Genomic DNA, 23,924 nt, shown 5'->3' with positions numbered 1-23,924 from the left:
CGATAGGCTTCTCGATCAGCCGATCTGGCTTCCGACGAAATCCTTGACGATCCGCACGATGCCGCGGCCGAGCAGGTCGTCGAGGGCGGCGATGAACTGGTCGACATGGGCGCGCTCGCAGATCAGCGGCGGTTCGAGCCGGATGACGTTGCGATTGTATTCGGTGAAGGCCACCAGTACATCGTAGTCCCGCAAGAGCAGCGCGCCGATGAAGCCGGAGAGTGAGCCCTTGAGCTTGTCGTCCAGCATCGAGACGACAGGACGCAGCACCATCGGCAGCGTCTGGCTGAAGTCCTGGAATTCCAGGCCAACCATCAGGCCCTTGCCGCGCACGTCCTTGATGATTTTCGGATACTTCTCCTTCAGCGCCTGCAGGCGTTCGAGCAGATAGTCGCCGCTGTCGGCGGCACGATCGATCAGGTGCTCGTCGTAAAGCACGTTGATGCCTTCGATCGCCGTCACGCAGGCCTCGCCCATGCCACCAAACGTCGCCATCGCGTGGATCATCGCCGTCTTCGGGGTGCCATAGGCCTTCATGTAGACGTCGCGGCGGGCAATCATCGCGCCGACGGCGGCCTTGCCGGCGCCGAGCGACTTTGCGAGCGCCGTCACGTCAGGAACGACGCCGTAATGTTCGAAGGCATAGAAGCGGCCGGAGCGGCCATAGCCGCACTGCACTTCGTCGGCGACCCAGAGCACACCGTACTTGTCGCAGAGCGCACGCAGTTTCTGCCAGTATTCGGCCGGCGCCTGGATGATGCCGCCGCCACCCTGGATGGTTTCGAGCACGATGACACCGATTTCCGGATCAGACTTGAAGGCATTCTCGACCGCGTCGATGTCGGCGAAGGGCACGCGCACCGTGTTGTCGGTGATCTTGAAGTCGGCGCGGTAGAGCTGGCCGTCGGTGATGGCGAGCACGCCCTTGGTCTTGCCGTGGAAGGAATTCTCGGCATAGACGACCTTCGGCCGCTTCGGGCCGGCCGCACGTTCGGCGAGCTTGACTGCGGCCTCCATCGCCTCGGAGCCGGAAGAGCCGAGGAACACCATGTCGAGGTCGCCCGGCGAGCAGGCCGCGATGTTCTTCGCCAGCGCCGCTGCATATTGCGACATGAAGGCGATCGCGATCTCGTGGCGCTTTTCGTCTCGGAACTTCTGGCGGGCGTCGAGAATGCGCGGATGGTTATGGCCGAAGGCGAGCGAGCCGAAGCCGCCGAAGAAATCGAGGATCTTGCGGCCGTTCTGGTCGGTGTAGAACATGCCCTCGGCACTCTCGATCTTCACCTTGTGAAAGCCGAGAAGCTTCATGAAATGCAGCTGGCCGGGGTTCAGGTGATCCTTGAAGGCCGTGGTGATGTCGCCGATCGACATGGCCTTCGCCTGTTCGACGGTGATCAGTTCCGGCTTGGCAACGCCGCCGTCGAGTGACGGAGCGGCAACGGCGATACGGTTCGGTCTATCCAGCATGGTCTGTCCCCTCATTCGGCCGGCACGACGACGGAAGCGGCCGAAACGGCGCCCGTCTTCTTGGCTCGATATTCGTCATAGGCGGCTATCAGCATGTCGCCATCGTTGTATTCCGCGCGCCAGCCAAGCTCGCGCTTGAGCTTGCCGGTCTCGCGCACGCACATCTCGTCGGCGATCAGATACTGTTCCGGATCCATGATCGGCTTGTTGATCAGGTCGAAGAAGGCCAGCGTCTGCTTGACCGCGAAGGCGGGCGTCGGCAGCAGAATGGACTTTGAGCCGGCATGCTTGACCAGGTTGCCGAGCAGTTCGCGCACCGACGGCGGATTGTCGGAACCGAGGTTGTAGGCTTCGTTTGGAACGCCGCCCTTCCAGGCAAGCCGCGCGGCTTCGGCGCAATCGAACACCGAGATGAACTGGTAGGGCACCTTGCCCGAGCCGATCATCGGCACCGGCAGGTTCAGGTCGATCAGCTTGAACAGTTTCTCCAGGATGCCGAGGCGGCCGGGTCCGATGATCAGGCGCGGGCGGAAGATCGAAATGTTCATGCCCTGCTTGCGCCACTGCATGGCCAGCTGTTCGGTCGCCCATTTCGACTTGCCGTATTCGCCGAGCGGCTTTGCCGGATGGGTCTCGGTTTGTGGCGACTGTACGGTGTGGCCATAGATCATGTCGGTGGTGAACTGCACCAGGCGCGACGCGCCCGCGGCATCCATCGCCTTCATGATGTTTTCGGCACCGTAATAGTTGACGGGCCAGAAGAACTCCCAGCGCTTGGCGCGGACCTGCAACGGCGACAGCATCTTGGCCGCCATGTTGTAGATCATGTCGTCAGCGCCGATCCCGACCTTTTGGACGGCCTCCAGATCGGTGACGTCGCAATGGACAAAGCGCACGCGGCCGTAATGCGGCAGGTCGGACTTGACGATATCGGCGACGACGACCTCCTCGCCCTCCTTGACGAGGCGTTCCGCCAGATGACGGCCAACGAAGCCATCGCCACCAAAGATGATATGTTTCATGACTTGCTCCCGAATTCTGCGGTGCTCACCCCGGCGGCCTCAGTCGGCTTGTCTTCGGCATGGGATGAAATGCCCGACTGGGCGATAAGAACGGTTCCCGCGCAGATCAGCGCGATGCCGGCGATGCGCCAGGTGTTGAGGTCTTCGCGAAAGACGAAATAGGCGAAGACCGCAACGAGAACGTAAGCCAGGCTCAGAAACGGATAGGCAAAGGAAAGCTCGACCTTCGACAACACGTAGAGATGCGACGCCATCGAGATGACGAAGGTCGCAAGACCGGCAAAGACCCAAGGGTTGAAGACGATCTGAAACAAGCGGACGATCGCGGTTTCGGCCGTCATCGAAATCGGTCCGAGCGTCATCATGCCCTGCTTCAGCATCAGCTGAGCGGCGGCGTTGGTGAGCACGGTAAAGAGAATGAATGGAATATATTTCATAGTTTTACTCCCAGTCCCGAAAATCTACTTACGGGCAAGAGACGGATATTCCGTGAAATTTGCGCATTTAATTGAATAAAATTGTCTGCATTCTCATTCTGGCAAAGCCAGAGCGGTGCGCTTCCAGAAGTTCGAAACCAGCGCCGGATCGCGCGACGTTTCGAGCCTCCTCCAGAAAGGAAAAGACTTTTCAAAGACTTGCGGACTCATGCGAGCATCCTTGTACGGATTGATCGCACCGCCTGCCTCGATCACGATGCGATCGAGCGCATCGAGCAGCTTTACTGTCCGTTCACCTTGATTGGCGAAGTCCAGCGTCAAAGTAAAACCGGGACGCGGGAAGGACAGGACGCCCCGGGAGCTGATATCGCCGAACCGCTTCAGGATCGTCAGAAACGACGCATGGCCGGCCTGACGGGCGGTTTCCATGAGCTTGGCCGTGATCTCGGGCGCGTTTTCTGCGGGATAGACGCTCTGATGCTGGTAAAGCCCGCGCGGACCGTAGAGCCGGTTCCAGGCGCCGATCGCATCCAGCGGATAGAAATAGGACGTCCAGGGAACGGTCGTCACAGTCTCGCCCGGCTTCACCTTGCGGAAATAATACTCGTTGAAGCCTTTGAGCGTTGCCCGGTTGAGCAGGTTGAACGGCGGCGAAAACGGCACCGACAGCTTCAACCCCTTGGGGATGTCGGGCAGTTCGCAGGAACCATCGGCATGATCGCCGGCAAGCAGCACCCCCCTGCCCATACGAGATCCCCTGGCGAGCTGGTCGATCCAGGCGACGGAGTATTCATGCTCGGCATCAACGCCGTCGACGAGGGCAAAGTACCGGTCCAGGTTTTCGAAGCGGATCGCGTGCTGCTGCACGTGCGGCGACGGCACCTTCATCAGCCGGATATCGACGGTCAGGATCAGTCCGGTCAGCCCCATGCCGCCGATGGTCGCGGCGAAGAGTTCCGGGTTTTCGACCGACGAGCAGGTCAGCCGTTCGCCGGTCGAGCGCAGCAGCGTAAAACGCGTCACGTGATTGCCGAAGGTGCCGCGTGCGTGATGGTTCTTGCCGTGTACGTCGTTGGCGACTGCGCCACCGACGGTCACAAAGGCCGTGCCGGGCGTCACCGGCAGGAAGAAGCGATGTTCGATCGCCCGTTCCAGCACCTGGCGCAACGTCACGCCGGCCTCGCAGGTCATCAAGCCGGTGCCGGGATCGAAGGCGAGTATTCGGCCGTGAAGGTTGCTTTCGATCAGCGTCCCGCGATCGTTGTGGCAGCTGTCGCCGTAGCTGCGTCCGTTGCCGAAAGGCAGATAGCCTTCTGACTCAAGGCTGCCGAGCCGGTCTTCATAGTCGTCAGGCGAAATTCCAGGCCGCACGCGATTGTCGATGCGGCCCCAGCTTTCATGGTCTTGCAGGGTCATTGCGGCCCGATGGCTCCAAATAGGATCAGCAGCGCGCCGATCAGCATGGTCAGTTGGCTGCGCCAGTCGCGCATGATGAAAACTACCGGATCCTCATGCAGCATGCCGCGGCGCGCAAGCATCCAGATGCGCAGCAACATGTAGAGCACCAACGGGCAGAGCGGCCACAACGCCCAGGGCGTGGTATACATCTCCTGCAGCTCCTTGCTGTGCACGTAGAGCGCCAGAACCAGGGCCGAGGTGAAGGCCGAGGCAACGCCGGCCTGACCGACCATCTCGAAATCAACGGCCAGATAGCCACGTCCCGGCACATTGCCGCCGTCCTTGTCCTCGAACTCGTGCAATTCGACGTAACGCTTCACCAGCGCGAGGCTGAGGAAGAAGAAGATCGCAAAGGAGACCAGCCAGAAGGAGAGTTCGGTGCCGGTCGCGGCCGCACCGGCGACGATGCGCGTGGTGTAGAGGCCGGCGAGCGTGAAGACGTCGACGAGCAGCTTGCGCTTCAGCACGAAGGTATAGGCTGTCGTCGCGCAGGCGTAGAAGGCGAGCACCCCGGCAAACTTCCAGGGCAACAGAAGGGTTAGCGCCACCGACGCGACGATGAGGCAGCCGGCAAGCACCAGCGCCGTCGGCACCGACATCTGGCCGCTCGCGAGCGGCCGGTAGCGCTTCTTTGCGTGGCGGCGATCGTTGGCAAGGTCCGAGAGATCGTTGATGACGTAGACGGCGGAAGCAAGGAAGCTGAAGGCGAAGAAGGCGATGATGACGCTGACGATCGCATCGAAGTGCAGCACCTCGTGGTTGAGGATCATCGGCACGCCGATGAGCACGTTCTTCGCCCATTGATGCACGCGGATCGACTTCAGCGGCGCGAGCGCGCTGACCTTGCCGGTATCGAGCCGCTCGGCATCATGGTTGCGACGCCATTTTTCCGCCGCCGCGTCGGGCGAGACTACGATTGCGCGGCGCGCCACTTCGAAGACGGCGATATCGTCACGGCTGTTGCCCATGTAGTCGAAGGCGCCATCGCCGAACCGCTCGACCAGCGCCCGGCGCTTGTTGCTGCTCGTCAGGTTGAGCGCGTCGGTCGAATGCATGACCGAGGAGAACATGCCGACATGGGCGGCGATGTCGCTTGCCACGGACGGTGCCGCGCCGGTCACAAGCACGAGTTCGCGCCCGCTCTTCTTTTCCTCCGCGAGCCGGTCGATGACGGCCTGCCGATAGGGCCAGTCTTCCGCCCGGCGGCCGGATCTAAGCGCCACTTCGTGCTTCAGCCGTGCCTTGCCTTTTGCCAGCCAGAATAGCATCGGAAACAGCATTAGCGGATTGCGCAGCAGGATGATCGCTGCCCCTTCCCACAGGGTGTCGGCGGCCAGCAAGGTGCCGTCAAGATCCACACACAGCGGAATGTGCCGTGTCTCGGTGCGCGCGTCCATGAAGTCTATCCCAGCCATAGTTGCCGGTATCATCACGACTTCAACTTTCCAGAGTGGAAACGCGGGGCCCTGCTTCGCTCGCAAATTGGCGGGCTGGTTAACAAATCCGCAGCAGCCGGGCGACGCCTAACGGCTGCCGATCCAGTTCAGCGCATCGCGCCAGTCGGTCATGCGCACCGGCGTTCCGTGCGAGCCGCTTTCGAAAAGCACGAAGCGCGTCGGGTAATTCTTGGCTTTCAGCGACCGATAGAGCCCCTTCTGGCCTTCTGCCGGATAGACGCTGTCGCGGCTGCCATGGCTGAAGAACATCGGCAGCTTCGCCCTGTAGGCGGCGCTTTTCGTGAAGTCCGGATCACTGACGCCGCCCATCACCATCATGCCGGAGAGTGCGGCGACGGCGGAGGCGTCACGCGAGACACCCCAGCAGATGAAACTTCCCATCGACGCGCAGGCGAGCACGACCGGACGGCCGCCGGAGCGTTCGGACGCGTATCGGACCAGGCCGGCGATATCGGCGGCCCCTGCCGTATCGAAGGACCGGACGCTCGGGGCGTAATACACGCCGCCATTGGCAACGGCGAGGTTCTTCAGCCGATTGAAGTTTCCTCCGAAGGAAAAGTCATTGGCACCCAGCCGGCGGTCGCCGCCGCGCCCGTGGATGAAGATGACCGAAAACCCGGCGCCGCGATCGGGGCCGACGCGGGTCACGTCCAGCCCACGGCCGCCGATATCGAGCGTTTCGTTGACCTGCTCGCTCTTGACGCCAAGCGACACATAGGCGCGCTTCACCCGGCGCTCCGGGATTTCGTCGCGCTCGTTGATGTCGCGCAGTTCCTGGTAGTCGACCGTCAGGTCGTCGCCGCCATCCTCCTGGCCGAGCACTTTGGCATAGGAGAACAGTTCGTCCTTGTAGGGCTCGAGCGTCTGAGCCTCTGCCGGCGAAGCGGCAATTGCCAGGGCCAGGGCGAACAGGCAGGCGCGAAACGGAAAAACAACTGTGGACACGGCCAAATGACGGGCTCCCTCTTTGGCCGCAAGCCTTGCCATTGGCCGCACCGCAAAGCAACACTTGGCCAGAAACACGGCCGTTCGTGCGAAAAATCATCGGCGGCCGGCGCCAGAAATTCTCCTTTTGTTCGCGTATCCTGTGAGAGTCTGGCAGAATTCAGGTGATTCGACCGCCGGGGGATGGCGGCAAAGCCTGGGGCTTGCTAAGGCCTCTGGCATTCCCGAACGACAGGAACGATCCGAACGGCCCCATGGACGACAACAGCGACCTCTTCTCAATGCCCGAGCAACCGAAGCCCGTTCAGCCGAGCGCCAAGCCGGCCGTGGCTGCAGCCCCCATCGCGCGCGAAGAACCGCGCCCTGCCCCGAAGGGCAGCGACGGCAGCGATTACGATGCGTCGGCGATCGAGGTGCTCGAGGGCCTTGAGCCCGTCCGCCGTCGTCCGGGCATGTATATCGGCGGCACCGACGAGAAGGCGCTGCACCATCTCTTTGCCGAAGTCATCGACAACTCGATGGACGAAGCGGTCGCCGGCCATGCGAACTTCATCGAGGTCCATCTCGACGCCGAGGGGTTCCTGACGGTCACCGACAACGGCCGCGGCATCCCGGTCGAAAACCATCCGAAATTCCCCGGCAAGTCGACGCTCGAAGTCGTCATGACGGTGCTGCATGCGGGCGGCAAGTTCGACGGCAAGGCCTATGAGACCTCGGGCGGTCTGCACGGCGTCGGCGTTTCCGTCGTCAACGCGCTTTCCGACGCGCTCGAAGTCGAGGTCGCCCGCAATCGCAAGCTCTACCGCCAGCGCTTCTCCCGCGGCATTCCGCAGGGCGGGCTCGAGGAACTCGGCGACGTGCACAATCGCCGCGGCACGCGCGTCCGCTTCCATCCGGACCCGGACATTTTCGGACCGCACGCGCATTTCGAGCCCGGCCGGCTTTTCCGCATGGCTCGCTCGAAAGCCTACCTCTTCGGTGGCGTCGAGATCCGCTGGTCGTGCGATCCGTCATTGCTGCAGGAAGGCTCGGAGATCCCGGACAAGGCGGTCTTCCACTTCCCGGGCGGCCTGAAGGATTACTTGGCGGCAACGCTCGGCAAGGAATTCACCGTCACCCGCGAGATCTTCGCCGGCAAGTCGGAGAAAGCCAACGGTCACGGCTCGCTCGAATGGGCGGTCACCTGGTATGGCGGCGACCAGCAGGTTCATTCCTACTGCAACACCATTCCGACGCCTGAAGGCGGTACGCACGAGGCAGGGTTCCGCATCGCGCTGACCAAAGGCCTGAAGAACTACGCCGAGCTGAAGCAGAACAAGCGCGCGGCGCTCATCACCACCGATGACGTGATGATCTCGGCCGCCGGCATGCTGTCGGTGTTCATCCGCGAACCGGAATTCGTCGGCCAGACCAAGGACAAGCTCGCCACCGTCGAGGCGCAACGCATCGTCGAAAATGCGCTGCGCGATCCCTTCGACCACTACCTGACCGACAATCCGGCCGAGGCCGACAAACTGCTCGACTGGGTGGTCGAACGCGCCGAGGAGCGCGTCCGCCGGCGCAAGGAAAAGGAAGTCAATCGCAAGACCGCGGTGCGCAAGCTGCGCCTGCCCGGCAAACTTGCCGACTGCTCGCAGAACACCGCCGAAGGCGCCGAACTCTTCATCGTCGAAGGGGACTCGGCAGGCGGTTCGGCGAAGCAGGCCCGCAACCGCGCCAACCAGGCAATCCTGCCCTTGCGCGGCAAGATCCTGAACGTCGCAAGCGCCGGTCGCGAAAAGCTCGGCGCCAACCAGCAGATCGCCGACCTCATCCAGGCGCTTGGTTGCGGCACCCGCAGCAAGTACCGCGAAGAGGACCTGCGCTATGAGCGCATCGTCGTCATGACCGACGCCGATGTCGACGGCGCGCACATCGCCTCGCTGTTGATCACCTTCTTCTATCAGGAGATGCCCGAGCTGATCCGCGGCGGTCACCTCTATCTCGCCGTGCCGCCGCTCTATCGCATCAGCCAGGGCGCAAGGACGCTCTATGCCCGCGACGACGCACACCGCGAAGAACTGATGCGCACCGAGTTTGCCGGTCGCGGCAAGGTCGAGATCGGCCGCTTCAAGGGCCTCGGCGAGATGCTGCCGGCGCAGCTCAAGGAAACGACGATGGATCCGAAGTTCCGCACGCTGCTGAAAGTCGAGATCGACGATGTCGATTTCGAGGGCACGCGCGAGGCGGTCGACAACCTGATGGGCACGAAGGCGGATGCGCGCTTCCGCTTCATCCAGGAACGCGCCGTCTTTGCGGACAACCTGGACATCTGAGCCGGCCTTTCGGATTACAACAGTCCAAATCAAAACGGCGGCCCAAAGGCCGCCGTTTTCGTTTACCGGGCTTGATGGCAGCCTGACTTCATGCCGCCGCGCGAACGGATTTTTCCATGAAGAGGCTTAGCGGATCCGGATGATATTCACCAAACGGCGGGCGTTCGACGTAGCCGGCCGCCTTGTAAAGGCCGATCGCTTCCGGCTGATAGATGCCGGTTTCAAGACGGATTGCCGATAACCCAACTTGCGCTGCGCGCGCCTCCAGCGCCTGCAGCAGCAATTTGCCGACCCTTAGCCCCCTCGCCTCGGGATCGACGAACATGCGCTTGATCTCCGCCGTCCCATCACCGGCATCCACCAGGGCGCAGCAGCCGACGATATCGCCGTCACGCCTTGCAACGAAGAACGATACCTCCGGCTTTTCCAGGCTCGACAGATCGACCATGTGATTGCTCTCGGCGGGATAGAGCGAGGCGGCGTAGGCGTCGGAGAGTTCCAGGAGACGCAGGACGTCAGCTTGGCGCGGCGTCTCCTGGGCTATGATTACGGCAGGCAATCGGTTCTTCCTTTTCATCCAATGGTCTTGCACCAAACTACCGCCGGCACACACCCGGACCAATAGGTCAAATGGCGCAGGTCCGCATGCCGCTCCATCAATCCGCCTAACAGGTTGAAACAATTTGTTCCGCGCTGCCGGCAACATCGCCCTATTTCGAGGAGAATCATGCAGGCATAGGTTGATCCACCACAACCTGCAAAGACGATGGGAACGCGATGCAAGCGGCGCTGATAGTCATGACCATTCTCGGCTGCGACCACGACGTCAGCCAATGCCAGTATATCTCGACGGTCAACGGCACCTGGCCATCGATCGCGCAGTGCGACACGGATTCGAACGCGCAACTGCCGAAGTTTTCCAATGCAAACTACCCGGTCGTCGTCGCGATTTGCGAGAGCTCGGCGCCAAGCGTCGCCGAAGTGCCCGCGCCGCCGCCGGGCGCCCAGCAGAACCAGGCGCTGCCCGTTCCGGCGACGGAGGCAGAACCCGAGCAAGGATTGCCGAAACGCACGCTGGCTTTCCTGTCAGGCGCGATCCCCGACCGGGAAAAGCTGAAAAACATCGTGACGAAACCGGTGCGCTATGTCGAAGATGGCTATTCCTGGGTCGCGCGCCGCTTTACCGACTGACGCGCCTGCATGCCTCAGACGAGGCCAGCCGAGATCAAGCTGTTTGCCGCGGCGACGACGGCATCCTCCGCCGAGCGTGGCCGCCACCCGAGCACGCGTCGCGCTTTTTCGTTGGAAATGCGTGAGTCATGCCCGAGTTCGCGCACGATGAGACGCAAGCCCGCATCGAAGGGTGCGGCAAGTCCCGCCAGCCAATTGGGCAGGACGAACCTCGGAAGCCTGCCCGCGTGTTCAGGGAACCGGCGCCGGAGGATGGCCGTGATGTCCGCAAGGGAAAGCGCCTCTCCCGCGATCAGGAAGCGCTCGCCCGCTGCCGCGGCGACGGTCAAGGCCCGCACATGCGCATCCGCCACGTCGCGCACATCGACAACAGGCACGGCGAACTTCGGCAAGGCTGGGTAATTCCCCTTGAGCAGGTTGCGCACCACGGCGACGGATGTGCCGATATCGTGGCCAAGAACAGGCCCGAGCACCATGCCGGGATTGACGACCGCAAGCTCCAGGCCACTTTCTGCCGCATAGTCCCAGGCTGCGCGCTCGGCAAAGGTCTTGGAGCGGTAATAGGGCGTCGCAAGCGAAGACTGCGGGTCGCTCCAGTCCTCCTCCGTAAACGGCGCTCGCCCTGCCCCGTAGATGACCGCGGCGACCGACGACGTGAGCACGACGCGTTTGACACCGGCCGCATGGGCAGCCCTGAGCACCCGCAGCGTGCCGTCACGGGCCGGCCCGATCAGATCACCTTCATTGGCGGGCAAGCGAGCCGGAAATGGCGAGGCGGTGTGGACGACGTAGGAAACATCGGCAAAGGCCTCGGCCCAGCCCCGCTCCTCCAGGAGATCCGCCTCTCCAAACGTCAGGCGCGCGGCATCGGTTCCTCCGGCCGCGCGAATGGATTGCTCGACCTCCTCGGCACGCCCGAGCGTGCGGACCGTGCCGTGCACCGGATAGCCCTCGCGCAGCAAGGCGAGCGCGACGTGCCGTCCGACGAAGCCGCCAATTCCGGTCACGGCAACGGTCGCGGTCCTCGCGTTCATATGTGTATACCTCGCTGGAAACGGGTGACGCTCAGGCGGCCTGGCGTGCGGCAAGCTCCGCGTAGTGGCGGGCCGACTGGCGCTCCTCGGCAAATGCCAGTCGCTCGAGCAGATCGATCATCGCGGCGTCGGCCGGCGACGTGGTGCCACCGCGTCGAAGGCGCGCGAGCAGTTCTGCCGAGACCGTCGCATGGCCGTCGACTGCCGCCGGCCCGTCCTGACGCCACAGGAGGACGGCTGTTGCAAAAGTTTCGCTGACGTCGCGTCCAAGTCCGGCGCTTTCGAACAAGGCACGGATCGAGTGGATGCGTCCGCCGGACAGAATGGAGCGCACGCGTTTTTCGCTAACGCCCGAGAGGTCGACGATGACTGCCGAGAAAAACTCTGCGCGGCCGGTCACCAGCGCATGCAGTAGAAAAGCCGGTGTCAGTCGGCCGGTCTCGCGCAGGTGCGTGACGAGGTCCGGCAGTTCCTCGACGGCTGTCGCTCCAACCATGCCGACGGCGGCGATATCGCAGGCCTCACGGGTGACCCGCTGCACGCGGGCTTCGCCAATCGTCACCTGTACGAGGCCGAAAGCGGCAAGTGCTGCGCCGACTTCTTCGACAAGCGCGTGGCGGGCGGCACTCGGCAGGTCGTTGCGCGCAAGAAGCAGATCACGAACGGAAGCCGAATGGCCAAGGCGCTCGGCAATGCGCTTCAGCGAACGGCGCGACAGAAGAGCACCGGGGTTTTCCAGCAGAATCAGCATTTCGTCTTCGTCGCCGATTTCGGCGATCGCAGCGGCGACCCCGCGCGAAACGAAACTGCGCGCCGCGATCAGCGCGCGGGTCTCCAGCGTTCCGCGCGCGGCGAGGTCAACCAAGTCGTCGTCGGTCAGGACAGGAGAATGCGAAACGACGAGATAGGCAATTTCAGGCTGATCGCCGGCAAGGCCAAGAACGATGGCGCGCGGCACCGAGGAACAACTGCAAAGGGCTTCGGCCAAGGCAAGGCGAACTTTCGGCGACGGATCGTCCAACAGGAAGGTCATCGCCATTTCGGCGGCGCGACGATCGAGGCCATTCAACTGCGCATCAACATAGGCGCGGCCGAGCGCGCTGGCGGCGCGAATGCGCTCACCCGTTCTCGCCGTTTCCACCCAGCGAAGAAATGCTTGTATGATCACCTACGCCCCACTAGACCACGCCAATGCCACCGATGTTCTGAGCCTAGCGAGCAAAGGTTTAAGATTGGTTCACCATGTCTGTTAACCGCCTCCAAACCATAAGGCCGCTGCTGCTAGCCGAGGGCGACGCGCTCAGCCTGGACGTGAGCGTCCTCAACACATTGGCCGGGCTCATCCTGGATGCCGGCTCCGGACACGAAACACGTATCGCCGCCCTCTCCCAGTTGGAGGGACGCGCGTTCGCGCTGCTCGCCCGCGTCGAACCGATCGAACTGCTCCATGAAGACGAACTAAACCGACTGCTTGGCGACGGTATCGAGGGCGTCGTGCTTACCGGATGCCGCGGCCGCGCGGACATACAGAAGCTCGACGTGATGCTGCGGGTTGCCGAAGCAAGGATTGGCCTTCCAGCCAACCGCACCCGTATTTACGCCGAATACGGCGCAGCACCCGAAGGCCTGCTGTCGCCGCACACACTGGCGGGGTGCTCGCAGCGACTGGAAGGATTGATCTTCAACGGCTCGGCGCTGGCAAAGGCAGTCGGCTGCAAGGAGCCGGCGAGTGCCGCGCATCAGGGCGTGGCCGCGCCCGTGCTCGCGGGTCGCGCCAATGTGGTGCTAAGGGCCCATGAGGCCGGCATCCGCGCCTATGAGGTGCTGTCGCCCACCGCCGATGCTGCAGCCACACGCTGGGCGCTTTCACAAAGCAGGAACGACGGATTCGCTTCGGTCGTCTGCCGTTCGCCCGAGCAGGCAGTCATCGCCGGCGTCGGATGATGCCGAGCCTGCGCTGCAATGGTCAGCGCGTCGGGCGGGTCATCTGGAAGACGTCGCCGCCGTCGCAGTAATCCATGTAGCCGAGGCGGGCGAGCGGCTTGACCGTCGACATGTCGAAACGGCCTTCGCGGATCGCATCCTCGCGAATGTGGATGCCGACGACCTGGCCGATCACGACGTAGTTGTCGGACAATGCGCCATCCAGATCCTTCGGCTGGAACATCTCGGTCATCCGGCATTCGAGCGCGGCATAGGCTTCGCCGACGAAAGGCGCGCCAACCAGCGCACCATCGACCGGCGTCAGTCCGGCAATCTCGAATTCGCTCTCGCCATGCGGCGCCGGGATCGAGGTCTTGTTGACGGCATCCGCCAGATCACGACTGGCGAAGCTCGCCGTGAACTCGCCGGTCGCCTCGATATTGCGAACAGAATCCTTGTAGCCGCTGGATGAAAACATCACGAGCTTTGGCCGGTCGCTGATAGCGTTGAAGAAGGAATAGGGCGCGAGGTTCAGCGCGCCCTCGGCCGACCGCGTGCCAATCCAACCGATCGGCCGCGGCGAAACGATCGCCTTGAAGGGATCATGCGGCAGACCGTGACTGTTCGAGGTCGTATCGTAAAACATCAGGCTTCCTCGCCCACCCAGGTAACGATCTCGGCAAGCTCCGGCCGCGGCCGCTCCGTCGGCGGCACCATGGCGGTGCCGATGTGGATGAAGCCGGCAATTTTCTCGCCCGACTTCACGCCCAACAGCGGATAGGCGCGCTCGTCGAAGGCATACCACTCGGTCAGCCAGTTGGAGGCGTAACCGAGAGCGTTGGCGGCCATCAGCAGGTTGAGGCAGACCGCGCCGGCCGACATGACCTGCTCCCATTCCGGGATCTTGAAATGCGGCGCAGCGGTGCTGACGACGGCGACGACCACAGGCGCACGCGACAGGCGGGTTTCCTCCACCTTGATCATCTCTTCCGACAGATCCGGCTTCAGCTCGAGCGCCATTGCCTTCAGCTTGGCGCTGATGCGTACCCTCTCCTCGCCGCGATAGACGATGAAGCGCCAGGGCGCGAGTTTGCCGTGGTCCGGCACGCGCGAAGCAAGCTTCAGCATTTCCTCGACCTCGGCCTTGCCGGGACCGGGACCTCCCATCTGGAAAGCGGGGATGGAGCGACGGGACGTCAGGTAGTCGACGAGCTTAATTTCGGTTTTCATGTCAGATGAATTCCACTAATTTGCCGCCCCACAGGCAGCCACGAAAATGCCATACCGGCGTCCCAAGTGGAGTCACTCAGTCAGGAAGTCAACTGTTCTCATGCGTGCACTCTCTCGTATTTTCCTTCAGACCGGTCTTGCGATCCTTGTCGCCGGCACCGCTACGGGAAATGTGTTCGCAGAGGATGCGACCCAGGCGTTTGAAAGTTTCCCCTCGATCGCCGGCCCGCGCAAGATGCCGAAGCTGACGGGCTTCAGCCCGATGACATCGGATCCGCTGGCGGACGGCACGCTGAAGGATATCAAGCTCGAGGCGCTGCTGACCGAAAAAGGCGGCCCCGTCGAAGCTGGCCTGACCTGGCGTGTGTTCAGCCCGATCCCCGGAAGCGACGGCAAGCTGCCGCTTCTCGCAACATCGGAAGGTGGCTCGACGGCGTTCAACCTGGTGCCGGGCGAATACTTCGTCAATGTCTCCTTTGGACGCGCCTCGGCCACGCGCAAGGTCCGCGTGCCGGAGCAAGGCGCGCTCGACAAGCAGGTGCTGGTGCTCGATGCCGGAGGCATGAAGCTCAATGCCGTCTCCGGCAGCGACGTGCGCATCCCACCGGCCGAACTCAGCTTCGACATCTTTTCCGCCGACACCAAAAGTGACGGTGAACGGGCGCTCATCGTCGAGGACGTCAAGCCGAACACGGTGGTCCGGCTGGGTGCCGGGACCTATCACGTAACGTCCAGCTATGGCGGCACGACCAACGCCTCGACTGCGGCAGACATCCAGGTCGAAGCCGGCAAGTTGACCGAAGCAACGATGCAGCACCGCGCCGCGAAACTCACGCTCAAGCTAGTCTCAGAGCCTGGCGGCGAAGCGATCGCCAACACGGCCTGGACGATCCTCACCTCCGCCGGCGACACGGTCAGCGAAGCCAATGGTGCCTTCCCGACGCAGGTTCTGCTCGAAGGCAGCTATTCCGCCGTCGCGCGCTACAAGGACAAGATCTACGAGCGCGACTTCACGGTGAAGGCCGGCGTCAACATGGACGTGGAAGTGCTGCTCAGCAGCGGCGGCAACAATGCGAATACCAATACGAGCGTCGTGTCGGAAGCCCAGGACTAAGCCCGACGTTACGGAAAGCAGCAGCTGACCTAACGTCAGCTTGCCCGCCGCATGAACCGCCGACGCGGCGGCGCCATGGAAAAGACCGCCTCATAGATGCGCGCCAAAAGGTCCTTGCGATCGCCACAGGCACCGAGATCCTCGGGCGTGAGCACGCCGCCGATGCGCGCCGCGATCGTCGTTCCCGACAGACGCCGGAACTCTCGGATTAACAGCGACAGCCTCAGCGTCAGCGAAATCTTGCTCGCCAGATGGAAGAACGGGCCATTCTGACCTTCGAAGTAGATCGGGATCACGCTCGCCCGCGCGGCCTGGATGAGTTTTGCCGGAAAGATCTTCCACGGCAGGTCCTCGGCACGGCCAAAACCCTTCGGCGCGGTCGCCACGCCGCCGGCCGGGAAGATGACGATGGTCACGCCTTCCTTGAGCAGTCGCAGCGCCTCATGACGTGTCGCCATGTTGACGGCCAGTGCCTCCTTCGTCTCTTCGAACGATACCGGCAGCGAGTAAGGCGCCATTTCCGGCACCTTCAGCAGTTCGTTGTTGATGAGGACGCGGAAGGGACGGCCGAGCTGTTCGGCAAGCGCCAGCACGGCGATACCGTCGCCGATGCCGAAAGGATGGTTGGCGATGATGACGATCGGCGTATCGGGCAGGTCCCGCGGCGGCCACTCGCCCTTCGTCTGCAGCGTCACGTCGATCAGCTGCAACATCTCTCCGAAGACGCGCTCGCTCTTGCCGACGATGTCGGACCGCCAGCGCGTATAAAGCTTGGCATAGCGGTTGCGGCCCGACAGGCCTTCCATGGAGCGAATGAACCAGCGTTTCAAGCGCCGGTCGTTTTCATTGGCGTAGGACAGCTCTTTGAACTGCACGGAAATCTCCGATGGATACGATCTTATCCGGATATTCCGCTAATATGACAGTTTGCTGACAAAGCAAGTGCTCGGGGTATCAACCCCGAGCTTTCTTTTCTGCCTTGCGCTTGAGATCCGGCGCCATGGCTTCGAGCGAAAGCGATGCGATCGCTTCGTCGAGCGACATCGCGGTCTGGGCCTGCGAGCCCAGACGGCGGATGTTGACCGAGCGCTCATCGGCTTCGCGCTTGCCGCAGACCACGATGACCGGAACCTTCGTGACCGAGTGTTCGCGGACCTTGTAGTTGATCTTCTCGTTGCGGAAGTCGGTCTCGACAGTGAGGCCTGCGTCGCGCAGCAGTTCGGCAACCTCACGACCGTAGTCGTCGGCTTCCGAGGTGATCGTCGCGACGACGACCTGCAACGGCGAAACCCACAGCGGCATGTGGCCGGCGAAGTTCTCGATCAGGATGCCGAGGAAGCGTTCCATCGAGCCGCAGATGGCGCGGTGGATCATCACCGGCTGGCGCTTCTCCGATTCCTTGTCGATATAGAACGCGCCGAAACGCTCCGGCAGGTTGAAGTCGACCTGGGTCGTGCCGCACTGCCATTCGCGACCGATCGCATCCTTCAGCGTGTATTCGAACTTCGGACCATAGAAAGCGCCCTCGCCCGGCAGGATGCCGGTCTTGATACGGCCTTCCGACTGCGCCTCGATCGTCTTCAACACGTCCGTCATCACGCTTTCGGCGCGATCCCAGAGTTCGTCGGAGCCGACACGCTTGTCCGGGCGGGTGGAGAGCTTGACCACGACTTCCTTGAAGCCGAAGTCCTCGTACACCGACAGGATCAGGTCGTTGATGCGCAGGCATTCTTCGGCCATCTGCTCGTCGGTGCAGAAGACGTGCGCGTCGTCCTGCGTGAAGCCACGTACACGCATCAGTCCGTGCAGGGCGCCCGAGGGCTCGTAGCGATGAACGTTGCCGAATTCGGCGAGACGAACCGGCAGTTCGCGATAGGACTTCAGGCCATGCTTGAAGATCTGGATATGGCCCGGGCAGTTCATAGGCTTCAGCGCAAAGATGCGCTCGTCGTCGGTCTCGTCACCGGCAACCGTCACCTTGAACATGTTGTCGCGGTACCAGCCCCAGTGACCCGAGGTTTCCCAAAGCGACTTGTCGAGCACCTGCGGCGCGTTGACTTCCTGGTAGGTGTTGGCGAGCCGCCGGCGCATATAGGCAACCAGCGTCTGGAACATGCGCCAGCCCTTGCCGTGCCAGAAGACGACGCCCGGGCCCTCCTCCTGGAAATGGAACAGGTCCATTTCGCGGCCGAGGCGACGGTGGTCGCGCTTTTCGGCTTCGGCAAGCACGTGCAGGTACTGGTCGAGCTCTTCCTGGGTGTGCCAGGCCGTGCCGTAAATGCGGGTCAGCATCGCGTTGTTGCTGTCACCGCGCCAATAGGCGCCGGCCACCTTCATCAGCTTGAAGGCGGTGCCGATCTGGCCGGTCGAGGCCAGGTGCGGGCCGCGGCAGAGATCGAACCAGTCACCCTGGTAATAGATCTTAAGGTCCTGCCCCTCGGGGATCGCATCGACGAGCTCGACCTTGTAGGCCTCGCCCTTCTCGGCAAAGACCTGGCGGGCCTTTTCGCGCGACCAGACTTCCTTGGTGAAGGGCTTGTTGCGCGCAATGATCTCCTTCATCCGCTTTTCAATGAGCGGCAGGTCGTCGGGCGTGAAGGGCTCGTTCTTGGCGAAGTCGTAGTAGAAGCCGTTGTCGATGACCGGGCCGATGGTCACCTGCGTTCCCGGCCAGAGCTCCTGCACGGCCTCCGCCATCACGTGCGCGGCATCGTGGCGGATGAGTTCGAGCGAGCGCTTGTCGTCGCGAACGACGATTTCCAGCCGACCATCGGTCACGGGATCCGACAGGTCGCGCAGCTCGCCGTCGAGCGCGATCGCGACGGCTTTCTTGGCCAGCGACTTCGAAATCGCCTCGGCGACGTCGCGGCCGGTCGTTCCCGCGGGGTATTCGCGGACCGAGCCATCAGGAAAAGTTAGGGAAACAGGATTCGACATAATGATCTCCTATCCAGTCCCGCCAACGAATGCGGGTGGTATAGTTGGCCGGCGGTGCCGGTGAATTGACGATACAGCGTCGCATCCGTCAGACGCGCAGAGATCGCTGTAGTGCTTTGGATTGCTGCGTGTTTCCCCAGATCACAGAACGACCCGTGGAAATCCGCCGTAGCCTGATAAAGGGTTTTCGAAAGTGAGTAAAGGCGAGGCTGTCGCGGGCGTTAGCTGCGCAGCATCTCGGAAAGCCCCTTCACCGTGTTCCAGTTGCGGAACGTCCCGATGCCCAGTCGCTTCGTGGTCATCGCGCCGAGCAGCTTCGATTCGCTCGCCTTGCCGGGGAAATGCACCCAGAGATCGCCGTCGACGATCGCCAGTCGCTCGCCGGCGGTGCAGTAGCGCCGAAGTCCTTCGAGCGCCGTTTCCGTTAGGGGATCCCGCATCACCCGAACATGGACCTGCGTCGCGTCCGCCTCGCTCTCCTGACGGAAGGGATTGGACGCAGCAAGCGTCTGCCAATCGGCCTCGGATCGAACAAGAATGTCGACATGCCGGCCAAACGTCTCGGCAAAGGCCGCCTCAAGCGGCATTTCGAGGTCCCGAGTGGACGTTTGTCCGGTCTGAAACACCAGATTGCCCGTTGCGACCAAGGTCCGCGGCGCTTGATAGCCGAGCGTTTCCGCCATCTTCTTGAGGTCAGCCATGACGACCCGACGGCCTGGCCCGAGAACGATACTGTAAAGCAAGGCGACGTAGCTGTTCATCATTCCCCTGTCAGGCGCGCCAGAAATCCGCAGCGCCCGCCGGCAGCCGGGCGAGCACCCGGTCGAGTTTCGCCTCGTCGATGTTGCGACGCAAGGCGCCAGCGACATCGGCAATGGCGCTGTCCGGGGAAATATTGTGATCCGGGCGCAGCGCCTGTACCTCCCGGGTCATGGCGATACGGCCCGAAAACGGGAGCCTCAGCTCATCGAGATCCCACTCGGCGACGAAGATCGCGCGGATGACAGGCGGCAGGATGTCGGCAAACAGGATGGCGTCTTCGGTGTCGAGCCGTCGCCGAAACGTCTGCAGCACCGCCTGCACCATCGTATAGGCCTGGTTCGTCGTCTGCAGCCCGGCCAAGTCGCGGGCATCGAGAATGAAGCGCTCGAAGTCCGCGGAAGCCTGACGGTACTCCATCGGCATGGTCATGGCGGTCATCCAATCTTCGGCCGCGGCCGCCAGAAGCGCCACGGCGCGTACCATACGAGGCGCGGCTCAAGCCGCTCGGGTACCGGATCGAAGCCATGCGTTCCGCCCGGCCCGCAGCGCGCCACGCGAAACAGCGTCATCCAGCCTCCGGCCCAGGAGCCATGGCGGGCAATCGCCTCGTAACCGTATTCCGAACAGGTCGGCAGGTGCCGGCACGAATTGCCGATGAAGCTCGAAAGGGTCAACTGATAGGCTCGGATCAGCGCCATGCCCAAGAGCCGCCCGGGGGTCTTGCGAAACGGCCCCGACCAGTTTCGGCCACGTGCCGCTGGCGCTGCCTTCTCCTGTGCAGCGTGCCGGCAATTCGGTTCGCCGCACATTTCAGACGGCCGCGAGCAGTCGCCTGGCCTCGATCTGCTCGATGGCATCGACGACGGCATCGAAGGTCAGCATGGTCGACGCATGGCGCGCCTTGTAGTCCTTCACCGGACGCAGGAAGCGCATATCCTCGAAGCGGCCCGAAGGCCCCTCGCCGTCCGCCTTCAACATGGCCAGCATGTCTTCGCGCGCCTGGCGGATCTCCTCGGCACCGGCGCCGACGACATGGCGCGCCATGATCGAAGAGGACGCCTGGCCGAGCGCACAGGCTTTCACGTCATGGGCAAAATCGGTGACGACGTCACCATCCATCTTCAGCCAGATATGCACCTTGGAACCGCACAGCTTGGAATGCGCCGTCGCGTCCGCATCGGCGTCGCCGAGCGTCCCAATACGGGGAATATTGCCGGCAAATTCGAGAATTCGGCTGTTGTAGATGTCATCCATCATTTGACGCGATCCGACTGATTTTTCGCGGTTTTGAGTGATCGACGCATGATTTTCTCCGGTAGACGGGAAAAAAGCACGACGCGACACGCTCCGCCTCTTTCATCTCTGTGGCACCATACTATATGCTATGTCGTGTTGGGGCGACAGTTCCGCAAGAGGAACAATGTCGCCTGTTGTTTGGGAAACCGTGCCGGAAGGTCCAGTGCACTGCTAAGCCAGGACCGGAAAGCCCCGGAGCCCGCCAACGGAACCCAAGCCTGCAGGGTTAGGCGAATGGCCAGTGGCGAGTTGTCCGAAAGATAAAACGTCAAGCAATCCCGTATTGCTCAAAGAGGCCATTATGGATGCCATAGTGAAGAATTTTCCTGTGCTCGACGATGCGAGCGGCCGTCCGACCCAGAAGGAAGCGGAGGACGCCGTACGTGTTCTTTTGCGCTGGGCCGGCGAAGACCCGCAGCGCGAAGGACTTTTGGATACGCCTGCGCGCGTCGCCAAGTCCTACCGCGAGCTTTTCAGCGGTTATGAACTTGCTGCCGAAGACGTGCTCGGCCGCACCTTCGAGGAAGTCGCCGGCTACGACGACATGGTGCTCGTCAAGGACATCCCGTTCTATTCGCATTGCGAACACCACATGGTGCCGATCATCGGCAAGGCGCATGTCGCCTACCTGCCGAACGGGCGCGTGCTCGGCCTGTCGAAGATCGCCCGCGTGGTCGATATCTACGGCCGACGCCTGCAGACGCAGGAATCGATGACGGCGCAGATCGCCAAGGCGATCGACGAGTCGCTCGCCCCGCGCGGCGTTGCCGTGATGATCGAAGCCGAGCATATGTGCATGGCGATGCGCGGCGTGCAGAAGCAAGGCTCGACAACGCTGACGACCACATTTACGGGTACGTTCCAGACGGAGCCGGCCGAGCAGGTGCGGTTCATGACTATGATCAGGGGCTTCAAGTAAGGCTCCGACAGACGGAGCCTTTCCATGACGCTCACCTTCGACGCTCCCTCCTCCAACAAGGCCGAACTGGAAACGGGTCCGGCCTTCACCCCGCGTTTCGATGAAAAGGGGCTGATCACCGCTGTCGTCACCGACGCCAGGGATGGAGAGCTGCTGATGGTCGCCCACATGAATGCCGAGGCTCTTGCGCTGACGATCGAGACCGGGGTGGCGCACTACTACAGCCGCTCGCGCAAAAGCCTCTGGAAGAAGGGCGAAAGCTCCGGAAACCTGCAGACGGTCAAGGAAATCCGCACCGATTGCGACCAGGATGCGATCTGGCTGAAGGTTTCCGTCGCCGGCCACGACGCGACCTGCCACACCGGGCGCCGTTCCTGCTTCTACCGAACCGTCGGCATCGAAGACGGCAAGGCCGCGGTCAAAATCACCGACGACCACAGGCATTTCGACCCCGCCGAGATCTACGATAAAAATTAAGCATCGCGCATCTTTTTGGCGCGGCTACATGCTATATTTATCTTTTGGAAACCAACCGGGCGCCTAATCCTTAAGCAAGGATGCGGCGCAATCGGAACGATCCCGTTCCAAACTGTATTGCAAACTGTATCCAATGTTTATCGGTCGCGCCGCATTCGTCGGTGGGATCGGTGATATACCTTAAGAATGGTGCCAGTCTTTCAGCGATGAATCGGGACAAGGCCGGCACCGGCGCCGGCTTGGCGGAGCCTCCCCAGGACGCGCGCACGAAATTGCGTCTCTCCAGGATCAATCCCGACCCCTGGGAAGTTTAGTCAGTGATGAAATGCCACAGCGACCTTCGCGCATTCTCATCGACGTGTCGCGCTGCGGAGTATTCGGCGGTGTTGGAGGTGCCGGATGTTGAATTGGACGTTTACGCGTAGCAACCAGATTACGGATCTGTCCGGACCGGACGGAACATCGATTTCGACAGCGCCGCCTGAACCGGCGCCACCTCCGCAAAAACCGAAGATCGCAATCGCGCTTGGCGGCGGTGCCGCGCGCGGCTGGGCCCACATCGGCGTGCTGCGCGCCCTCGACGAAGAAGGCATCGAAGTCGGCATGATTGCCGGCACCTCGATCGGCGCGCTCGTCGGCGGTTGCTACCTTGCCGGCAAGCTCGACGAACTCGAAACCTTCGCCCGTTCCCTCACCGTGCGCCGGATCGCCGGGCTGCTCGATTTCGCCATCGGCGGCGGCGGTCTTTTCGGCGGCCTGCGGCTGACCAAGCGCATGCAGGAACATCTCGAGGGTCTCAGCATCGAGAGCCTCGACAGGCCATTCATTGCGGTTGCGACAGAGGTACACAGTGGCCACGAGGTGTGGCTCGAAAAAGGATCGCTGATTACCGCGATCCGCGCGTCGTATGCCCTGCCCGGCATTTTCGAACCGATCAAGGCGAACGGACGCACGCTGATCGATGGCGCGCTCGTCAATCCGGTTCCGGTTTCGGTGTGCCGCGCCCACGAACAGCAGCTCGTCGTCGCGGTGAACCTCAACTACGATCTCTATGGCCGCTCGGCCGTCGTCAAACACAGCGCCGGCGCCGAATCCCTGGATGCGCCCTCCAAGGAAGCGCCGCACCAGTCGCGCCTCGGCATGACCAGCGTCATGGTCCAAGCCTTCAACATCATTCAGGACCGGATTTCCCGCGCCCGGCTTGCCGGCGACCCGCCAGATTTGGCGCTGCACCCGAAACTCAACGACATCGGTCTTTCGGAGTTCCATCGCGCGGGCGAAGCCATCGATCGCGGCTACCACGAGGCAAAGGCCAGGCTGGTTGAAATTCGCCGCATGCAGGAAGTGCTCGTTCGCTGACGGCTCGTTTGCGGCGTGAAAGGCCCGAGACGGGCGGTGCACCTTGCCGGTCGCCCATAGGCCATGATGAACACAAGGGTGCCTCGCGGCCCCCAGGGGATTAGGAGGGCGGCGGAGTGCCGCCCTTTCCCGTCAGCCAGCGATATAGGCCTTGATCTGTTCGGTCTCGTGCTCGATGGCGCGGATGTGATGCTTGATCACGTCGCCGATCGAGACGATGCCGGCGAGTTGACCGTTTCTTTCGACCGGCAAATGACGGGCCCTGAGCTTGCTCATCATTTCCATCAGGGTCTGCACGGACATATCCTCGGTGCAGCAGTAGACATTCTGCCACATGACCGCTGCTACCGGTCTTTCGAGACAGGTCGAGCCCTGCTTGGCAATCGCCGCGACGATGTCGCGCTCGGTGAGGATGCCTGCGATCTGATCGTCCGCGTCGAGGATGACGACCGCACCGATATGATTGTCACGCAAGAGGATGGCAGCCTGTTGGACTGTCATCTGAGGGCCGACCGTTACGACATTCCGGCCCTTTTCATCGAGTATGGCTTTAACTGACATGCGCACATCTCCCGTTGCGA

The 23,924-nt window shown here is 62.4% G+C and carries 25 protein-coding genes; 7 read left to right on the top strand and 18 right to left on the bottom strand.

Annotated features, from left to right (window positions below; translation table 11 throughout):
• Positions 1-15 precede the first annotated feature (15 nt).
• The 6 genes from IB267_RS00440 to IB267_RS00415 all read right to left on the bottom strand — a co-directional run bounded on the left by IB267_RS00440 (position 16) and on the right by IB267_RS00415 (position 6,828).
• Positions 16-1,467 carry an aspartate aminotransferase family protein gene (locus IB267_RS00440; protein WP_192445985.1) on the bottom strand — a complete coding sequence of 484 codons (1,452 nt, stop codon included), beginning with the start codon at positions 1,465-1,467 and terminating at the stop codon, positions 16-18.
• An 11-nt stretch (positions 1,468-1,478) separates the two neighbouring features.
• Positions 1,479-2,489: an NAD(P)-dependent oxidoreductase gene (locus tag IB267_RS00435; RefSeq protein ID WP_192445984.1), complete on the bottom strand. Its 1,011-nt coding sequence runs from the start codon at positions 2,487-2,489 to the stop codon at positions 1,479-1,481.
• On the bottom strand, positions 2,486-2,926 hold the full coding sequence (locus tag IB267_RS00430; protein WP_192445983.1) for an EamA family transporter: 441 nt from the start codon (positions 2,924-2,926) through the stop codon (positions 2,486-2,488). The genes IB267_RS00435 and IB267_RS00430 overlap by 4 nt, the downstream gene beginning before the upstream one ends.
• Positions 2,927-3,019: 93 nt before the next feature.
• Positions 3,020-4,342 (bottom strand): FAD-binding oxidoreductase, encoded by a 1,323-nt coding sequence (locus IB267_RS00425; protein ID WP_192445982.1) that lies wholly within the window; start codon positions 4,340-4,342, stop codon positions 3,020-3,022.
• Positions 4,339-5,781 (bottom strand): UbiA family prenyltransferase, encoded by a 1,443-nt coding sequence (locus tag IB267_RS00420; RefSeq protein WP_192445981.1) that lies wholly within the window; start codon positions 5,779-5,781, stop codon positions 4,339-4,341. Before IB267_RS00420 ends, IB267_RS00425 begins: the two co-directional genes overlap by 4 nt.
• A 126-nt stretch (positions 5,782-5,907) precedes the next feature.
• Positions 5,908-6,828, bottom strand: a complete 921-nt coding sequence (locus tag IB267_RS00415) for an alpha/beta hydrolase (protein ID WP_192445980.1) — start codon at positions 6,826-6,828, stop codon at positions 5,908-5,910.
• A 212-nt stretch (positions 6,829-7,040) separates the two neighbouring features.
• Here IB267_RS00415 and parE point away from each other — a divergent pair, with 212 nt between their 5' ends.
• Complete coding sequence (gene parE, locus IB267_RS00410; RefSeq protein WP_043616536.1) at positions 7,041-9,101, top strand: DNA topoisomerase IV subunit B; 2,061 nt, start codon at positions 7,041-7,043, stop codon at positions 9,099-9,101.
• Between the two features lie 88 nt (positions 9,102-9,189).
• Here parE and IB267_RS00405 read toward each other — a convergent pair whose 3' ends face one another.
• Entirely contained in the window at positions 9,190-9,660 is a 471-nt protein-coding gene (locus IB267_RS00405) for a GNAT family N-acetyltransferase (RefSeq protein ID WP_192445979.1), read from the bottom strand.
• Positions 9,661-9,878: 218 nt separating this feature from the next.
• On the opposite strand from IB267_RS00405, the gene IB267_RS00400 reads away from it, so the two are divergent.
• Entirely contained in the window at positions 9,879-10,292 is a 414-nt protein-coding gene (locus IB267_RS00400) for a hypothetical protein (protein WP_192445978.1), read from the top strand.
• Between the two features lie 14 nt (positions 10,293-10,306).
• Here the strand turns inward: IB267_RS00400 and IB267_RS00395 are convergent, their stop codons facing one another.
• Together IB267_RS00395 and IB267_RS00390 are read right to left on the bottom strand one after the other, a co-directional pair.
• The gene (locus IB267_RS00395) at positions 10,307-11,326 is read right to left on the bottom strand and encodes an aldehyde reductase (RefSeq protein ID WP_192445977.1); all 1,020 of its coding nucleotides are present in this window, start codon (positions 11,324-11,326) and stop codon (positions 10,307-10,309) included.
• Positions 11,327-11,357: 31 nt separating this feature from the next.
• Positions 11,358-12,494, bottom strand: a complete 1,137-nt coding sequence (locus tag IB267_RS00390; RefSeq protein WP_192445976.1) for a DUF2336 domain-containing protein — start codon at positions 12,492-12,494, stop codon at positions 11,358-11,360.
• 74 nt (positions 12,495-12,568) lie between these two features.
• On the opposite strand from IB267_RS00390, the gene IB267_RS00385 reads away from it, so the two are divergent.
• Entirely contained in the window at positions 12,569-13,270 is a 702-nt protein-coding gene (locus IB267_RS00385) for an aldolase (protein ID WP_192445975.1), read from the top strand.
• Positions 13,271-13,292: 22 nt separating this feature from the next.
• Here the strand turns inward: IB267_RS00385 and IB267_RS00380 are convergent, their stop codons facing one another.
• A complete protein-coding gene (locus tag IB267_RS00380) occupies positions 13,293-13,895 on the bottom strand; it encodes a flavin reductase family protein (RefSeq protein WP_192445974.1) in 603 nt (200 codons plus the stop codon).
• Positions 13,895-14,479, bottom strand: coding sequence for a nitroreductase (locus IB267_RS00375; protein WP_192445973.1), 585 nt, complete (start codon positions 14,477-14,479; stop codon positions 13,895-13,897). Before IB267_RS00375 ends, IB267_RS00380 begins: the two co-directional genes overlap by 1 nt.
• Positions 14,480-14,579: 100 nt before the next feature.
• Here IB267_RS00375 and IB267_RS00370 point away from each other — a divergent pair, with 100 nt between their 5' ends.
• Positions 14,580-15,593 (top strand): hypothetical protein, encoded by a 1,014-nt coding sequence (locus IB267_RS00370; protein ID WP_192445972.1) that lies wholly within the window; start codon positions 14,580-14,582, stop codon positions 15,591-15,593.
• Positions 15,594-15,628: 35 nt separating this feature from the next.
• Here IB267_RS00370 and IB267_RS00365 read toward each other — a convergent pair whose 3' ends face one another.
• From IB267_RS00365 to IB267_RS00340, 6 genes are all read right to left on the bottom strand, one after another.
• Complete coding sequence (locus IB267_RS00365; protein WP_192445971.1) at positions 15,629-16,468, bottom strand: lysophospholipid acyltransferase family protein; 840 nt, start codon at positions 16,466-16,468, stop codon at positions 15,629-15,631.
• A gap of 79 nt (positions 16,469-16,547) precedes the next feature.
• The gene (thrS, locus tag IB267_RS00360; protein ID WP_192445970.1) at positions 16,548-18,530 is read right to left on the bottom strand and encodes a threonine--tRNA ligase; all 1,983 of its coding nucleotides are present in this window, start codon (positions 18,528-18,530) and stop codon (positions 16,548-16,550) included.
• 221 nt (positions 18,531-18,751) lie between these two features.
• Positions 18,752-19,291, bottom strand: a complete 540-nt coding sequence (locus IB267_RS00355) for a DUF1697 domain-containing protein (protein WP_192447134.1) — start codon at positions 19,289-19,291, stop codon at positions 18,752-18,754.
• Between the two features lie 10 nt (positions 19,292-19,301).
• Positions 19,302-19,730 carry a DUF2267 domain-containing protein gene (locus IB267_RS00350; protein ID WP_192445969.1) on the bottom strand — a complete coding sequence of 143 codons (429 nt, stop codon included), beginning with the start codon at positions 19,728-19,730 and terminating at the stop codon, positions 19,302-19,304.
• Complete coding sequence (yidD, locus tag IB267_RS00345; RefSeq protein WP_192445968.1) at positions 19,727-20,101, bottom strand: membrane protein insertion efficiency factor YidD; 375 nt, start codon at positions 20,099-20,101, stop codon at positions 19,727-19,729. Before yidD ends, IB267_RS00350 begins: the two co-directional genes overlap by 4 nt.
• Position 20,102: 1 nt before the next feature.
• Positions 20,103-20,549 (bottom strand): iron-sulfur cluster assembly scaffold protein, encoded by a 447-nt coding sequence (locus IB267_RS00340; protein ID WP_034795955.1) that lies wholly within the window; start codon positions 20,547-20,549, stop codon positions 20,103-20,105.
• Positions 20,550-20,889: 340 nt separating this feature from the next.
• Here IB267_RS00340 and folE point away from each other — a divergent pair, with 340 nt between their 5' ends.
• From folE to IB267_RS00325, 3 genes are all read left to right on the top strand, one after another.
• The gene (gene folE / locus IB267_RS00335) at positions 20,890-21,507 is read left to right on the top strand and encodes a GTP cyclohydrolase I FolE (protein WP_043616502.1); all 618 of its coding nucleotides are present in this window, start codon (positions 20,890-20,892) and stop codon (positions 21,505-21,507) included.
• A 24-nt stretch (positions 21,508-21,531) separates the two neighbouring features.
• Complete coding sequence (gene hisI / locus IB267_RS00330; protein WP_192445967.1) at positions 21,532-21,984, top strand: phosphoribosyl-AMP cyclohydrolase; 453 nt, start codon at positions 21,532-21,534, stop codon at positions 21,982-21,984.
• Positions 21,985-22,383: 399 nt separating this feature from the next.
• Positions 22,384-23,343 carry a patatin-like phospholipase family protein gene (locus IB267_RS00325; protein WP_192445966.1) on the top strand — a complete coding sequence of 320 codons (960 nt, stop codon included), beginning with the start codon at positions 22,384-22,386 and terminating at the stop codon, positions 23,341-23,343.
• Between the two features lie 132 nt (positions 23,344-23,475).
• Here IB267_RS00325 and IB267_RS00320 read toward each other — a convergent pair whose 3' ends face one another.
• Entirely contained in the window at positions 23,476-23,904 is a 429-nt protein-coding gene (locus tag IB267_RS00320) for a CBS domain-containing protein (protein ID WP_034795965.1), read from the bottom strand.
• Positions 23,905-23,924: the final 20 nt, after the last annotated feature.

The organism is Ensifer sp. ENS09 (assembly GCF_014852425.1).
In the GTDB taxonomy this organism is placed as follows: domain Bacteria; phylum Pseudomonadota; class Alphaproteobacteria; order Rhizobiales; family Rhizobiaceae; genus Ensifer.
Note: the sequence above shows the minus strand (reverse complement) of the source record. Positions and strands in the feature narration are given on the sequence as shown.

Coding starts and splice junctions, on each gene's coding strand:
- IB267_RS00440 (WP_192445985.1), bottom strand. CDS start 1,467: ATGCTGGATAGACCGAACCGTATCGCCGTTGCCGCTCCGTCACTCGAC.
- IB267_RS00435 (WP_192445984.1), bottom strand. CDS start 2,489: ATGAAACATATCATCTTTGGTGGCGATGGCTTCGTTGGCCGTCATCTG.
- IB267_RS00430 (WP_192445983.1), bottom strand. CDS start 2,926: ATGAAATATATTCCATTCATTCTCTTTACCGTGCTCACCAACGCCGCC.
- IB267_RS00425 (WP_192445982.1), bottom strand. CDS start 4,342: ATGACCCTGCAAGACCATGAAAGCTGGGGCCGCATCGACAATCGCGTG.
- IB267_RS00420 (WP_192445981.1), bottom strand. CDS start 5,781: ATGGACGCGCGCACCGAGACACGGCACATTCCGCTGTGTGTGGATCTT.
- IB267_RS00415 (WP_192445980.1), bottom strand. CDS start 6,828: ATGGCAAGGCTTGCGGCCAAAGAGGGAGCCCGTCATTTGGCCGTGTCC.
- parE (WP_043616536.1), top strand. CDS start 7,041: ATGGACGACAACAGCGACCTCTTCTCAATGCCCGAGCAACCGAAGCCC.
- IB267_RS00400 (WP_192445978.1), top strand. CDS start 9,879: ATGCAAGCGGCGCTGATAGTCATGACCATTCTCGGCTGCGACCACGAC.
- IB267_RS00395 (WP_192445977.1), bottom strand. CDS start 11,326: ATGAACGCGAGGACCGCGACCGTTGCCGTGACCGGAATTGGCGGCTTC.
- IB267_RS00385 (WP_192445975.1), top strand. CDS start 12,569: ATGTCTGTTAACCGCCTCCAAACCATAAGGCCGCTGCTGCTAGCCGAG.
- IB267_RS00380 (WP_192445974.1), bottom strand. CDS start 13,895: ATGTTTTACGATACGACCTCGAACAGTCACGGTCTGCCGCATGATCCC.
- IB267_RS00375 (WP_192445973.1), bottom strand. CDS start 14,479: ATGAAAACCGAAATTAAGCTCGTCGACTACCTGACGTCCCGTCGCTCC.
- IB267_RS00370 (WP_192445972.1), top strand. CDS start 14,580: ATGCGTGCACTCTCTCGTATTTTCCTTCAGACCGGTCTTGCGATCCTT.
- thrS (WP_192445970.1), bottom strand. CDS start 18,530: ATGTCGAATCCTGTTTCCCTAACTTTTCCTGATGGCTCGGTCCGCGAA.
- IB267_RS00355 (WP_192447134.1), bottom strand. CDS start 19,291: ATGAACAGCTACGTCGCCTTGCTTTACAGTATCGTTCTCGGGCCAGGC.
- IB267_RS00350 (WP_192445969.1), bottom strand. CDS start 19,730: ATGACCGCCATGACCATGCCGATGGAGTACCGTCAGGCTTCCGCGGAC.
- yidD (WP_192445968.1), bottom strand. CDS start 20,101: ATGTGCGGCGAACCGAATTGCCGGCACGCTGCACAGGAGAAGGCAGCG.
- IB267_RS00340 (WP_034795955.1), bottom strand. CDS start 20,549: ATGATGGATGACATCTACAACAGCCGAATTCTCGAATTTGCCGGCAAT.
- folE (WP_043616502.1), top strand. CDS start 20,890: ATGGATGCCATAGTGAAGAATTTTCCTGTGCTCGACGATGCGAGCGGC.
- hisI (WP_192445967.1), top strand. CDS start 21,532: ATGACGCTCACCTTCGACGCTCCCTCCTCCAACAAGGCCGAACTGGAA.
- IB267_RS00325 (WP_192445966.1), top strand. CDS start 22,384: ATGTTGAATTGGACGTTTACGCGTAGCAACCAGATTACGGATCTGTCC.
- IB267_RS00320 (WP_034795965.1), bottom strand. CDS start 23,904: ATGTCAGTTAAAGCCATACTCGATGAAAAGGGCCGGAATGTCGTAACG.